This is a genomic window from Lacibacter luteus (assembly GCF_004118265.1).
Classification (GTDB): Bacteria; Bacteroidota; Bacteroidia; order Chitinophagales; family Chitinophagaceae; genus Lacibacter; species Lacibacter luteus.
Window position 1 is genome coordinate 130,443 of sequence record NZ_SDHW01000007.1, and the last position, 14,104, is coordinate 144,546.

The window sequence follows — 14,104 nt, forward strand, 5'->3', positions numbered from 1 at the left end:
TATTCACCCGATTATCGTATTATTGCAGCAATTGAAGTATGAGTACAGTATTACATCCAACAGTTGAGCTTAGTATCAGCAACCCCGAAGCGGTTGATACAGCATCGGCTTACCTGTTGGTGCAGGTGGGGAATGGATTTATTGGTTTTGCATCTTTTCAACCAACAGAAAAAAAAGTAAATGCATGGGTTGTGTACGAAACAGCCTTGCATGAACTGGAAGAGAAGCTGGGTGCTATTGCAGCCAAACACGATTGGGTGCACAGCAACTATCAGAAAGTATTGCTGGTACAGTATGCGGCAAATAATGTATTGGTGCCCGCAATGCTCAACAGCGATGCTGCAAAAGAACCCTTGCTTGAACTGGTAAATGGCCCTTCGCAAAACACGGTATTGGCAAGAGATATTGTGTTGCAGCAAAGCCTGGTTAATCATTACAGTATTGATGCAACAGCAGCGGCAATATTGAATAAACGTTTTGCGAAAGGAGAGTGGTGGCATGTACAATCGTTATTGCTTACAAAAAGAGCAGCAGCAGAAGCAAGGATAACGGTTACCATCCGTTTCAGCGAAGTGCAGCTTACTGCAGAGCGTGCAGGAAAGTGGTTACTGTTGCAATCGTATAGTTATCAAACTCCCGAAGATGTGTTGTATTATATTCTAAATACAATGGAACAGCAGCAGCTGAGCCAGGAAGAAACAACGGTGTTGCTGCAGGGATATATCAATCAACATTCGGTTTTGTACGATGTGTTGTACAATTATATTCTTAACCTGCAGTTGAAAGAAGAACTTGCTTACAGCTTTCCTGCAAAAGAAGAACATCCGGTACATTTATCAGCTTCACTCGACCAGGTTTTAGTATGCGTATCATAAGTGGAAAATTTGGCGGACGAACATTTCAACCGCCTGCGAAAATGCCTTACACAAGGCCAACTACCGATCTTGCAAAAGGTGGTTTGTTCAACATCATTGAAAATAATCTTGATATTGAAGAGTTAAAAACACTCGATCTGTTTGGTGGCACCGGCAGCATCAGTTACGAACTGGCAAGCCGTGGCGCAACCGATCAAACTATTGTGGAGAAAGATGTAAACATGAGTGCCTTTATTAAGCAAACGGCAGAAAAACTGGGTATTCCGTTAAAGCTGGTAAAGATGGATGTGTTTAAATACATTGAACAGTGTAACGAAAAATTCGATTTTATTTTTGCAGGTCCGCCTTATGCATTAGGCACTATTGATGAACTGCCGAAAGAGATCTTCAAGCATGGTCTGTTGAATGAAGGCGGCTGGTTTGTACTGGAACATACTCCTCGCAACAGTTATACACAGTTCCCGTTTTTCAGAACAGAGCGTAACTATGGCACCACCATCTTTTCTATCTTCGTAAACAAACCCAAAGAAGAATGACGAAAAAAGAGGCAAGGAAAATTTTTAAAGAAAAGCGGTTAAGCCTCACCGTGGGAGATCGTAACAGGTTCGACGATCTGATCCTCATCCATTTTCAACAACTGCAATTGCCCGATCTGTTTTATGTGCACACCTATCTTGCCATGAAAGAGCAGCGTGAAATTGAAACCGATCATTTACTGCATTATCTCGAGTTCCGGAATCCTGAACTGAAAATCGTTATTCCCCGCATGGATCATACAAACAACGAACTGCTGCATATTGAATACGATGAGCTGGTAGATGTAATGAAGAATGAATGGGGAATTCATGAACCTGTAAACGGCAACCTGGTTGATGAACAATTGATAGACCTCGTGTTTGTTCCTCTGTTAGCGTTTGATGATGACGGTTACCGTGTTGGATATGGCAAAGGTTTTTACGATAAGTTTCTGGCCAAATGCCGACCCGATGTTGTAAAAGTGGGGTTAAGTTATTTTGAATCCATTCCATACATCAGCGACCGTGCACAATTTGATATACCTTTAAACTATTGCATTACGCCACAACGTGTTTATGAATTTGGCTAATCTTACATTTCAGTCTATACGATTTTTGCTGTTACCGTTTGCGTTGCTGTACGGCGTTGCTGTGTGGGTACGCAATTTGCTTTACGATAAAAATGTGTTGAAGGCAACATCGGTAAACATGCCCATTATCTGCGTGGGTAATTTAAGTGTGGGAGGTACGGGTAAATCTCCGATGGTGGAATATTTGCTGCGTTTACTGAAAGATGAAGTTAAAATGGCAACGTTGAGCCGTGGTTACAAACGCAAAACAAAAGGTTATGCATTGGCAAATGAACAAAGCACTGCGTTGGAAATTGGGGATGAGCCCATGCAGTTTCATTTAAAATTTCCCGATGTGGCAGTTGCAGTAGGTGAAGCAAGGATTGAAGCAATACCGCAGCTGTTGCACGATCGTCCGCAAACGCAGGCCATTATTCTGGATGATGGTTTTCAGCACAGATCGGTTAAAGCAGGACTAAATATTCTGCTTACAGATTACAACAATCTGTTTACACGTGATTTCTTTTTACCTACCGGCGATCTGCGTGATGAGCGACGCAGTTACAAACGTGCAGAAATAATTGTTGTTACCAAATGCCCGGCAACATTAACAGAAGAGGAACGCAGAAAGATTGAAGAAGAAATCAAACCATTGCCGCATCAGCAATTGTTTTTTTCTACAATTGAATACGGCGTGCCTTATCATATTCTGCATCCGCAGCAGGATTATCATTTGCACAAAAACCTGGAAGTGTTGCTCGTAACAGGTATTGCCAATACCGATCCGTTAACAAAACATATTCTGGCCAATTCGTACACATACGAGAAAATAAGTTTCAGCGATCATCATGTGTTCAGCATCGACGATTTGAAAGAGATCCACAAACGTTTTGCAAAAATGGATCATGAACATAAGATCATCATTACAACAGAAAAAGATGCAGTAAGGCTGGTGAAATTCAAGGATGAACTGGAATCGTTGCCGCTGTTTGTATTGCCTATCCGTCATCGTATTTTGTTTAACAGGGAAGAAGAGTTAAAGAAGGCAGTGATTGGGTTTATTGAACAATTCGCTTGAACTGTTTACGGTTTATAGTTTGAGGTTTATGGTTAAGCGTTATGAGTTACGGGAAAGAAGCGGAGTTTTTATCCCCTCTTGGGAGGGGCTGCAGGTTGTTACACAGGTGAACAATAGAAAGGGGTGGGTTCAAAACTTTTATCCGTCAGACGTCTTCGTTGGACGGGAAATTATAGAAGCTACAGAAAAGCAAGACAATAAATCAGGTTTTCGTAGCAAACAAAAAATGAAAAACAATGAGTAAAAAAAATAAGTCAAAAGATTCTTCTTCAAAGAAGAAAAAACAACATAAAGCTCCTGCCGGTAAAACAAGGCAGAAGAGCAGCGCTGCGGGTGTACGTGGCGTTATTGAAATTACACGCAGTGGTATGGGTTATGTTACTGTACCCGATATGGAGCGTGATGTGATTGTACGTCCGCAACATTTCAACACGGCATTGCATGGCGATACGGTTGAAGTACAGATCACCAAAAGTGGTGGAGGCGGCGGCCGTATGGAAGGCGAAATAACCCGAGTGGTAGAACGCAAACAAACACAATTCATCGGCCGCATCAGTATTCAAAAAAACTACAACTTCTTTATTCCGGAAACAGACAGGCCAATGCCCGATCTGTTTATTCCTGCAGAGAAGCTGAATGGCGCAACCAATAACGATAAAGTGGTGGCGAAACTAACGGCGTGGGATAAGGCCAAACGTGTACCCGAAGGTGAAGTGCTGGAGTTGGTAAAGCAGGAAGCAGAGAATGATATTGCCATGAAGCAGATCTTGTTATCGGCAGGTTTCAACTTAAGCTTTGACGATGAAGTGATGGAACAGGCCGAACGTTTTCCTGATGGTGTGAGTGCAGATGAAGTAAAGAAGCGAAGAGATTTTCGTGATGTGTTGACTTTTACAATCGATCCTGTTGATGCAAAAGATTTTGATGATGCACTGTCGATCAAAAAAGGAACAAATGGTTTGTACGAAATAGGTGTACATATTGCCGATGTGAGTCATTATGTAATACCGGGCACTGCATTGGATGATGAAGCGTATGCAAGAGCAACATCGGTGTACTTACCCGATCGTGTATCGCCCATGTTACCCGAACGTATTTCGAATGAGTTGTGTTCACTGCGTCCGAGAGAAGATAAGTACACGTTCTCGGCTGTGTTTAAAATAACGGGCAAAGGAGAAATTAAAGATGTGTGGCTGGGACGAACAGTGATCCATTCCGATCATCGTTTTACCTACGAACAAGTGCAGGAAATTATTGAAGCCGGTGAAGGTTTGTATGGTGAAGAAATTCTGCTGCTGAACACGCTTGCACAAAAAATGCGGAAAGATCGTTTCAAAAAAGGAGCGATCAATTTCTCTTCGCAGGAAGTGCGTTTTGTATTGGATGAAAACCGCAAACCGATCGGCATTACCATTAAAGAAAGTAAAGAAGCACATCAGCTGATTGAAGAGTTTATGTTGCTGGCCAATAAACATGTTGCAGAATACATTGGTAAGATTGTGGTGAAGGATAAACCTGTTCCATTCCCCTATCGTGTACATGATACGCCTGATGAAGCAAAGCTTGGTCCGTTTATGGTGTTTGCGAAAAAGTATGGACATACATTCGATGTATCATCGCCACAACGTATTGCTGAATCGTTTAACCAGATGCTGAAAGATGCGCAGGGCAAACCTGAGCAGCATGTGCTGGAAGCATTGGGTATCCGCACTATGGCGAAAGCGGTTTATACAGCAGAGAATATCGGTCACTATGGTTTAGGTTTTGAACATTACTGTCATTTTACTTCGCCAATCCGTCGTTACCCCGATGTGTTGGTGCATCGTGTATTGCAGCAGTGTTTGGATAACGAGCCGCAGATCGATAAAAAAATGGAAGCCAAGTGTAAGCATTGCAGTGAGCGTGAACGTTCGGCCATGGAAAGCGAACGTGCTGCCAATAAATACAAACAGGTGGAATACATGAGCCAGTTCCTTGGCGAAGAGTTTGAAGGTGTGGTGAGTGGTGTTGCATCGTTCGGCTTTTGGGTGGAAACAGTGGAGCATAAATGCGAAGGGCTGGTGAGTTTGTTTTCGCTGAATGATTTTGATGATTTCAGACATATTGAAGAAGATTATTGTTTGGTGGGCAAACGCAGTGGTCGCACATTCCGCATGGGTGATAAGGTGACAATAAAAGTAGTGGCAGCGAACCTGGAAAAACGTCAGCTCGATTATGAGTTGGTGCTGGGGCATCTTGCTTCAACCGAAAACAAAGTGTTGCAGCCAACAAAGTTTCAGCATCCGAAGAAGAAGAGGGGGAAGAAGTGAGGTAGGAGGTAAGAGGTAAGAAGTAAGAGGTAAGAGGTAAGAGGTAAGAGGTAGGATGGTTCCTATAAAGTAGTCATCAAAAAACACCAGATATGCCAATTAAAACTTTTACAGACCTTGATGTGTATAATCTTTCGCACGGATTAGCAATGGAAATTTTTCATCTGACAAGAAATTTCCCAGGTGAAGAAAAATACAGTTTAATTGATCAGGTGCGACGTTCTTCGAGGTCGGTTGCAGTGAACATAGCAGAAGGTTGGGGGAAGCGTGTCCCTGCTAATTTTAAACGACATCTTGTAGATTCAAATGGTTCGCTGGAAGAAACAAAGTCGTGGTTAATGTTCTCAAAAGATTGTGCTTATATTAATGACGATCAGTTTCAGTCACTCATAATAAAAACGGAAACGATAGGCGGTAAACTTTGGAAACTGCACGATAGCTGGACTTAAGTATCTTGCAGCCCGGTTCATACCTCTTACTTCTTACAACATACTTCAAAGAAATTATGCAGTCGTTCGAACAATTATTAAAGCAATTCGAAGAACATTTTAATAAACGATTATTTCCAAAGGAGCCGGCTTCGTTGTACGATGCGGCACAACATATCCTCAGCATTGGCGGTAAACGTGTACGTCCTGTTGCGGTATTGATGGGTAATGAGTTGTTTGATGACATCAAACCCGATGCATGGCAGGTAGCAACAGCCATTGAACTGTTTCATAATTTTTCATTGATACATGATGATATTATGGATGAAGCGCCATTGCGGAGAGGTAAGCAAACGGTGCATGCCATTCATGGTATCAACACAGCCATTCTTGCCGGCGATGTAACCTTAACCATGTCGTACGATTACATTGGTAAAGTGGAAGGCGATGTAAAATCGATTCTTGCATTGTTCAATAAAACGGCACTGGAAGTTTCCGAAGGTCAGCAGATGGATATGGACTTTGAAAAAAGAGAAACCGTAAGTCTTGCAGAGTACGTACGCATGATCGAATTAAAAACATCGGTGCTGCTGGCTGCAAGTTTAAAGCTGGGAGCTATGATCGGTGGTGCAAGCGTGGGCAATACGGAGCATATTTATGAGTTTGGCCGTAACCTTGGCATTGCATTCCAGGTGCAGGACGATTACCTCGATTGCTTTGGCGATCCTGCAAAGTTTGGTAAGCAGGTAGGTGGCGATATTAAAGCCAATAAGAAAACATTTTTGATGATCCATGCATTGGAAACAGCTTCGGCAGAACAGCAACAACAATTGAAGGCGTTGATGCAAAACAATCCTGCTGATAAAGTGGAGCAGGTGCTGGCTATTTATAAATCTGCTGCTGTAGATGAGTGGGCCATGCAGCTGAAAAATCAATACTTCGAAAAAGCAATGAAGCATCTGGAAGACATTGCTGTGCTCAATAAACGCAAAATTGCATTGCAACAGTTGGCACAGTTTCTTGTACAACGTGAGTATTAATCTCTTTTACATTCAAGAGTTAATGTTGCGGGGGTTGCAGTTGCAATGCCGATGAGGTAACTGTACTTTCCGGTAACGAACTTTTCTTCTCCTACGTAATCAAAAGGCTGAAGCCTGGATACTTGATTATTGTAATGCACTTCGATGTATGCATAACGGTATAGGAATTCAAATTTTTTATAGCCCGAATAAGAACCTGCGGCTACATTGTAATAAACCTGTTTGCCACCCGGACTGTTTACAATAACCGAATCGTACTGAAATGTGCTGTTGTTATATATCCGGAGGTTGCCCGATTGGCTGCTGCTTTGCTTTGTACAGGAAAGAAAACCAACCATCACTGGAAATAATAGCGTAAAGAATTTCATATACGGATGACCCGCTGGTGAGTCAAAACGTTGCATGTATTTTGTGTTTATACACACCTGTAAAAACAGCGACCCCATTTGTGCTACAACCAGGCGAATAACTAAGGAAAAACAGCAGCTTTGCCTGTACAAAAATATTCCGCAAAACTTCCCGAAAGGCTGTTTTTGCAGTATCATTGTCTTGCCCGTTAACCATGAGTAATGTATTAACCAGAATTATTGTAACCTGCATTTGCCTGTTCGTTTCACTAACGTTGAAAGCACAGCTGGCTGCAGATTTTTCTATTACAAACGGTCAGGGATGTGTACCTGTAAAATCTTCATTTACGAATCTTTCAACCGGAGTTTCGGCAAATACTATTTATAGCTGGGATTTTGGTAACGGCAATTTCTCTTCTTTAAAAGATCCTTCTGCTGTTTATTTAACCGAGGGCACCTACACGGTTACGTTAACAATTAAAGATGGCAACCAGACTTCTGCCAAAACAAAAGATGTAAAAGTTTATAAGAAGCCACAAGCCGACTTTACATTTACTACTGGAAAAGGTTGTTCTCCGTTAACGGTTACTTTCAACAGTACATCAATTGCAGGTGATGGTAGTATCACTTCTTATTTCTGGGATTTTGGTGATGGTTCTACACAGCAAACCTCTTCAGCTTCGGTAACACATAGTTACCAGGTAAAACAAAAAGCATCGGTGAGTCTTACCGTTACAAATCAATTCGGTTGTTACAGTACAGTTGTAAAGAATGATCTTATCGAGGTACTCGATCCTTTAGTTGTCGATTTTGAAGTTGATCAGGCAATTCTCTGCCGTATCAGCGATGAAGTACAATTCACCAATAAAAGTGCAGGCCCCGGCGTATTAAGTTACCTGTGGGATTTTGGTGATGGCACAACGTCAACAAGCAAAGATCCCAAGCATATATTCCCACAAAAAGGTATTTACAGTATAAAGTTAACCGTAACTACTTCCGATGGATGTGTTGTAATTAAAACAAAACAGAATCTTGTAAATGTTGCTTCTTTTAAATCCGATTTTTCCATCAGCAGTAACGAAATATGTTCGGGCAATGCATTACAAATAACGCCTGCAAGCACACCAATGCCAACACAAACATTATGGCAAATGGGTGACGGGACAGTTTATTATAATGTTTCGTATGGTTTTTCGCACCTCTATACAAAAAAAGGCGATTATGAAATTAAGCTCGTAAACGAATTTGGTGTTTGTAAAGATTCTGTTGTAAAAACAGTAAAAGTAAAACAAGGCATGCAGTTGAGTGGATTTGTTGATTCGTTGATTGATAAATGCGGTGCTCCTGCCAGAATACAGTTTCGGGATACAACTGCCGGCGCAATAAAATGGGATTGGTCGTTTGAATACGATTATTATAATCCTGTAGTTAATTCAACTGCTCAAAATCCGGTTCACAGCTATTCCCGCAATCTTACTTACAATGTTTTTTTAAGAGTTACCAATGCAGAAGGTTGCAGTAACTCCATTACAAAGTATGTATCTGTTGCAAGTGCACTGGTTGAAATAAGGGTACTGTCATCCAGTATGTATCCGTTTTATTCATGTAAACCTTATACAATAAAATTTGCTACATCATCAAGTGAGCCAATTGCCAGTTATAAATGGAGCTTCCCGGATGGCAGTACCTCAACTGAAGCAACGCCGGAGTTTTTATTTGCTGCAGTTGGTACACACCGTGTTTTATTAAATTACACAACTGTTAGTGGTTGTACCGGAACAGTACAATACAACAATATCCAGGTATTGCCAAAGCCTGTTGCTGATTTTGTATCTGTTCAGGGATCCGATATATGCGGTAACTCACTTACACAGTTCAGGAATTTATCAACGAATATGGAGGGCTATGGCGAATGGTTTATAAACGGACAAAGAACCACGAGTATTGATCCTTATGTTGGAAAAGATCTTTATTACAAGTTTTTAAATGAAGGAAAATATACGATTCGTTTAGTAGCAACAAACGGGTATTGCAGCGATACAATGACGAAGGTTGATTACATTACGGTTAAGCCGCCCTTTGTTCGTATTGATGGGTATGATACCGATTGCGGTGGAACCGGAGGCAATATAAAATTCCTTGATGGATCAATGAATGCAACAGGATGGCGTTGGGATTTTGGTGATGGTGCATCTGCAAGTTATTCAACATTCCAGCCAAGTATTGAACATAAGTATACAACAACCGGGATATACTATGCCCGTTTAACTGTAACCAATGGCAGCTGTGTTGTAACCGATTCTATAAAGGTTACAGTCATCATCAGGAAAACCCCTCAACTGTCGGTTAATAAAGCCGATCTCTGTTTTGAAGAAAAACTAAGTTATTCTGTAGCCGGGCTGGCAGCATCTCCCAACGGAGCGTTTAATTACCTGATTCATAAAATTGAATATGAAGACGGAACAGAGTATACAGGGTATAACTATTACTACGATGTAAATATTTCACCAATAACCGGCTACCTTTTGGCAGATCATCTTGATCCGGCAAAAAATAAGCTTCGGTTCATCATGGTAAATAAGCTTACTAATTGTTTAGATACGTCCAATTATATTTCGTACAGGGTAAGGGGAGTACGGGCAACGTTCGAAATCAAGACAGATAACCGTTGCTTTAATTTACCTGTAGTGTTTAATGACAGTTCCGACAATGCAAGCATTTCAGCAATTGTGTCAAGAGAATGGAATTTTGGCGATGGGCAATACCAAACGCTTACAAGTGGGGGAGTGGTAACGCATACTTATGCCAATCCCGGATATTATTATCCAACACTTAAAGTAAAAGATGCTTCCGGCTGTACTTCTGTAACAAACTATTATTCGGGTTTTGTACAGGTAAATGGACCTAAAGCTGTATTCAGCACATCGGGAAATAATGTACCATTAAACACAACTGTAAATTTTTATAACAACACAAATACATTTAACGCATACAATACCCAATACATTTGGGATTTTGGAAACGGTGTAACAAGCACACAACATTCGCCCACTTATACGTTTACAACCGCTGGTACATATACCGTTAAGCTTACAGCAAGAGATCATTCAACAGGTTGTACATCGCAGGCAACGCAGATAATTATTGTACGCAATTTTAATTCAAATTTCAGCTTTAATACTTCGTTTGTTGGCAACGCTACCTGCCCTCCAGTAATTGCCCGTTTCAATAATACATCAGCCGGAGCAGTAAAAGTTAAATGGGATTTTGGCGATGGTACAAGTGCAGATAATGTCAATTATCCATCGCATATTTATACAAAGCCAGGCACCTACATTGTTACATTGTATGTATATGGCTACAATGGATTAACAGGAACATATATCGATTCTGTTAAAGTAAAAGGGGTAGATGCGACACTTAAATTTAATCCTGCAGAAACCTGTTCTTCACAACCGGTTAATTTTAATGCTTCGGCAAAAGAGGTAACAAATTATTTGTGGGATTTTGGTGATGGGCAATTGACTACATCAGCAGACAGTACAGCTGTTCATTTATACCGCAGGTCGGGCATCTACCAACCATCACTGCTTATTACCAATGCCGATGGTTGTACAGTGGCAGCGCCATCAACCGAAAAAATTATTATTGATAGTTTGTCTGCTAAAATCAGCGGTATTCCGTTGCAGGCGTGTAACCAGGTGAAGATTAATTTTAATGCCGATGTGTATAGTGTTGGAGCAAATGGCAACAGCAATTTTCTTAAGTACAAATGGAACTTTGGTACAGGCAATGCTGCAGATACTGCCAATACAGCTAACCCGGTTTTCCAATACAATACTCCCGGTACATATATAGTTTCGCTGCGGGTAACAGCACGTTCGGGTTGTGTAAAAGATGTAACGGCAACTGTTGTTGTTAAACCATCGGCAAAAGGAACTGTTACAGGACCTGCGGAAATATGCGCAGGTGATAAAGCTACGTTTACATCAACAGCAACACTAACCAACGGCGTACAATGGAGCTGGGATTTTAAAAACGGACAAACTGCAGCAATACAAAATCCATCAGCACAAACCTATGCAACAGCAGGTACATATCCCGTTACACTCGTAGTAAATAACCAGGGTTGTTTGGATACCGCTGTTCATACACTAACGGTACATGCGTTACCTGTAGTTCAACTTTCGCCTGCACAACCTAAAGTCTGTTTAGGTAACAGTGTTCAATTAACAGCATCTGGTGGAACAACCTATCAATGGTCGCCTGCAGCAACACTTTCCGATCCGCAGATCGCATCGCCTCTTGCAACACCTGTAGTAAACACAACATACCGTGTGCTTGTTAACAATGTGTATGGTTGTAAAGCAACAGATTCGGTAATGGTAAGCGTTGTACAGCCGATCAATCTAAATGCAACAACGAATTATAGCATTTGCGAAGGAGAGTCGGTGCAGTTGGTAGTTACTGGTGCTGCTTCTTATACATGGATCAGGAATATACAAGGGCTCAGTTCTGTTTCGTCTGCAAATGTAAAAGCAACTCCGGTTGCAACCACAACCTATACTGTTGTTGGATATGATGCTGAAAATTGTTTTACCGATACTCTTGCAATCAATGTTATAGTATATCCAAGACCAATTGTAAATGCAGGTCCTGATGTGCAGGCAATTCCGGGCAATGCAATACAATTGAATGCAACGGGAAGCAGCGATATCGTTTCGTGGAATTGGAATCCGGCCAGCTTTTTAAGTTGTACCCTGTGTCCATCGCCTGTAAGCAAAACAAACAAAACAACCACTTACATAGTAGAAGCAAAAACAGATAAGGGTTGTATTGCTCGGGATTCTGTTACCATTCATATGCTTTGTAGCGGCACCCAATTGTTTATTCCAAACTCATTTACGCCGAATGGCGATGGCTTGAATGATTATTTTTCTGTACCGGCCAACGGCGCTTCATTCATAAAACTGTTTGTTATATACGATCGTTGGGGAAATAAAGTGTTTGAACGGAAGAATCTTGCTGTTGATGATCCGCAGGCAAAATGGGATGGTAATTACAATGGTTACCCCGCACCTGTTGGAAGTTTTACTTACGCTTTACAACTTGTTTGCGATGCAACAGGCGAGCAGTTTATACGTAACGGTTCGGTTACAATTATCAGGTAGCTGATAGTGAAAATTCCACGCTTCATCATTTATGAAATTTCAGTTTCATCATTTTTCCCTATTTTGAACACCTCAAACTAATACTTATGGGTCGTTTATTCCGCAAAAAGAAGATTAATACAATTGTAGCAGAAGGGGGAGATGAAGTACATGGCGGAACAGGTTTGCACAGAGTGTTGAACGTACGTGATCTTACATTTTTGGGTATTGCTGCCGTAATAGGCGCCGGTATCTTTTCTACTATCGGTTCTGCTGCGTTTCATGGCGGACCAGGCGTATCTCTTTTATTTGTAATTACAGCAGTTACCTGTGGATTTTCGGCTTTGTGTTATGCAGAGTTTGCAAGTCGTGTGCCGGTAAGCGGTAGTGCCTATACGTATGCCTATGTAAGTTTTGGTGAATTGGTGGCCTGGATCATTGGCTGGGCGTTGATTCTTGAGTATGCTATCGGAAACATTGTTGTTGCCATCAGCTGGAGCAGTTATTTCAATAATCTGTTGCAGGGTTTAAATATTCATTTGCCTTATTGGTTAACAACCAACCTCACAACTGCCAACGAAGCATTGGCTGCAGTAAACGAACAGCTGGCAAAAGGCGCAGCAGCAACAGCAGATATGCAGGCCATCATCGACGGTTATAATGCAGCACCGGCTTTAGGCAGCAGCAAATTGTTTCTTAATCTGCCTGCTTTTTTAATTGTAGCGTTGATAACAGCACTGGCCTATATTGGTATGAAGGAAAGTAAGAAGAGTGCCAACGCAATGGTGATCTTTAAAATTGCGGTAATCATTTTTGTTATAGTAATGGGTTTCTTTTATGTGAATACCGATAACTGGAACCCGTTTATGCCGAACGGATTTACAGGGGTACTGCAAGGTGTAAGTGCGGTGTTTTATGCGTATATCGGTTTTGATGCCATTAGTACAACAGCCGAAGAGTGTAAAGATCCGCAGCGTGATTTGCCAAAGGGGATGATGAATGCATTGGTGATCTGTACCATTCTGTACATCCTTATTGCATTGGTATTAACAGGTATGGTTAATTACAGCGAATTAAAAGTAGACGATCCTTTAGCTTATGTGTTTGATAATTTGGGTTTGAAGTGGATCGGCTACATCATCAGCATCAGTGCAGTTGTTGCAACAACAAGTGTATTGCTGGTGTTTCAATTAGGTCAGCCTCGTATCTGGATGACGATGAGCCGGGATGGTTTATTGCCCAAACGTTTTTCAAAAGTTCATCCTAAATACAAAACACCGGCCTTTGCAACCATCATCACTGGTTTTCTGGTGGGTATTCCTGCAATGTTTTTACCATCATCTATCATGACAGATCTTACAAGCATCGGAACCTTGTTCGCCTTTGTATTGGTTTGTTTGGGGGTGTTGTTATTACCAAAATTGCAGGCAGGTACTCAGGGTAAATTCAAGCTGCCGTACGTAAACGGACAATTTATTTTGCCACTACTTGTAGCTGCATTTATTTTTCTGTTTCGTGACAGAGTAGCGGCATCTATCACCAACCTGTTTCACGAAAATCATCAAGAAGTTTTATTTCTCATCTTTATACTCATTGCAGTTGTTATTGCTGCGTTAACCTTCATCCGTAAGTATTCGCTTATTCCTGTGCTGGGTGCATTAAGCTGTATGTACCTGATGATAGAGATACCCGTTAACAGCTGGTTTTGGTTTTTCGTATGGATGGGAATCGGGTTAGTGATTTATTTCTTTTACGGTTACCGTAAAAGCAAATTAGCAAACGAACAAGCTTAG

The 14,104-nt window shown here is 41.3% G+C and carries 10 protein-coding genes; 9 read left to right on the forward strand and 1 reads right to left on the reverse strand.

Annotated features, from left to right (window positions below):
• The first annotated feature begins 38 nt into the window (after positions 1-38).
• The 7 genes from ESA94_RS18745 to ESA94_RS18775 all read left to right on the forward strand — a co-directional run bounded on the left by ESA94_RS18745 (position 39) and on the right by ESA94_RS18775 (position 6,814).
• On the forward strand, positions 39-875 hold the full coding sequence (locus ESA94_RS18745) for a DUF3822 family protein (protein ID WP_129132481.1): 837 nt from the start codon (positions 39-41) through the stop codon (positions 873-875).
• A complete protein-coding gene (locus tag ESA94_RS18750; RefSeq protein WP_129132482.1) occupies positions 863-1,411 on the forward strand; it encodes an RsmD family RNA methyltransferase in 549 nt (182 codons plus the stop codon). Before ESA94_RS18745 ends, ESA94_RS18750 begins: the two co-directional genes overlap by 13 nt.
• Positions 1,408-1,980 carry a 5-formyltetrahydrofolate cyclo-ligase gene (locus ESA94_RS18755; protein ID WP_129132483.1) on the forward strand — a complete coding sequence of 191 codons (573 nt, stop codon included), beginning with the start codon at positions 1,408-1,410 and terminating at the stop codon, positions 1,978-1,980. Before ESA94_RS18750 ends, ESA94_RS18755 begins: the two co-directional genes overlap by 4 nt.
• Positions 1,967-3,037 (forward strand): tetraacyldisaccharide 4'-kinase, encoded by a 1,071-nt coding sequence (gene lpxK, locus ESA94_RS18760; RefSeq protein ID WP_129132484.1) that lies wholly within the window; start codon positions 1,967-1,969, stop codon positions 3,035-3,037. The genes ESA94_RS18755 and lpxK overlap by 14 nt, the downstream gene beginning before the upstream one ends.
• A gap of 236 nt (positions 3,038-3,273) precedes the next feature.
• A complete protein-coding gene (gene rnr / locus ESA94_RS18765) occupies positions 3,274-5,346 on the forward strand; it encodes a ribonuclease R (RefSeq protein ID WP_129132485.1) in 2,073 nt (690 codons plus the stop codon).
• A 92-nt stretch (positions 5,347-5,438) separates the two neighbouring features.
• Positions 5,439-5,795, forward strand: coding sequence for a four helix bundle protein (locus ESA94_RS18770; protein ID WP_129132486.1), 357 nt, complete (start codon positions 5,439-5,441; stop codon positions 5,793-5,795).
• Between the two features lie 56 nt (positions 5,796-5,851).
• A complete protein-coding gene (locus ESA94_RS18775) occupies positions 5,852-6,814 on the forward strand; it encodes a polyprenyl synthetase family protein (protein WP_129132487.1) in 963 nt (320 codons plus the stop codon).
• On the opposite strand, the gene ESA94_RS18780 is transcribed toward ESA94_RS18775, so the two are convergent.
• Positions 6,811-7,218, reverse strand: a complete 408-nt coding sequence (locus ESA94_RS18780) for a hypothetical protein (RefSeq protein WP_129132488.1) — start codon at positions 7,216-7,218, stop codon at positions 6,811-6,813. The two genes, ESA94_RS18775 and ESA94_RS18780, sit on opposite strands and share 4 nt — an antisense overlap.
• 158 nt (positions 7,219-7,376) lie before the next feature.
• Between ESA94_RS18780 and ESA94_RS18785 the strand changes: the two genes are divergently transcribed.
• A complete protein-coding gene (locus ESA94_RS18785) occupies positions 7,377-12,332 on the forward strand; it encodes a PKD domain-containing protein (protein WP_129132489.1) in 4,956 nt (1,651 codons plus the stop codon).
• Between the two features lie 86 nt (positions 12,333-12,418).
• On the forward strand, positions 12,419-14,104 hold the full coding sequence (locus tag ESA94_RS18790; protein ID WP_129132490.1) for an amino acid permease: 1,686 nt from the start codon (positions 12,419-12,421) through the stop codon (positions 14,102-14,104).

Excerpts from the sequence above, each read along its gene's own strand:
- ESA94_RS18770 (WP_129132486.1), top strand. The coding sequence starts at position 5,439 with ATGCCAATTAAAACTTTTACAGACCTTGATGTGTATAATCTTTCGCAC.
- ESA94_RS18775 (WP_129132487.1), top strand. The coding sequence starts at position 5,852 with ATGCAGTCGTTCGAACAATTATTAAAGCAATTCGAAGAACATTTTAAT.
- ESA94_RS18785 (WP_129132489.1), top strand. The coding sequence starts at position 7,377 with ATGAGTAATGTATTAACCAGAATTATTGTAACCTGCATTTGCCTGTTC.
- ESA94_RS18780 (WP_129132488.1), bottom strand. The coding sequence starts at position 7,218 with ATGCAACGTTTTGACTCACCAGCGGGTCATCCGTATATGAAATTCTTT.
- ESA94_RS18750 (WP_129132482.1), top strand. The coding sequence starts at position 863 with ATGCGTATCATAAGTGGAAAATTTGGCGGACGAACATTTCAACCGCCT.
- lpxK (WP_129132484.1), top strand. The coding sequence starts at position 1,967 with ATGAATTTGGCTAATCTTACATTTCAGTCTATACGATTTTTGCTGTTA.
- rnr (WP_129132485.1), top strand. The coding sequence starts at position 3,274 with ATGAGTAAAAAAAATAAGTCAAAAGATTCTTCTTCAAAGAAGAAAAAA.
- ESA94_RS18745 (WP_129132481.1), top strand. The coding sequence starts at position 39 with ATGAGTACAGTATTACATCCAACAGTTGAGCTTAGTATCAGCAACCCC.
- ESA94_RS18790 (WP_129132490.1), top strand. The coding sequence starts at position 12,419 with ATGGGTCGTTTATTCCGCAAAAAGAAGATTAATACAATTGTAGCAGAA.
- ESA94_RS18755 (WP_129132483.1), top strand. The coding sequence starts at position 1,408 with ATGACGAAAAAAGAGGCAAGGAAAATTTTTAAAGAAAAGCGGTTAAGC.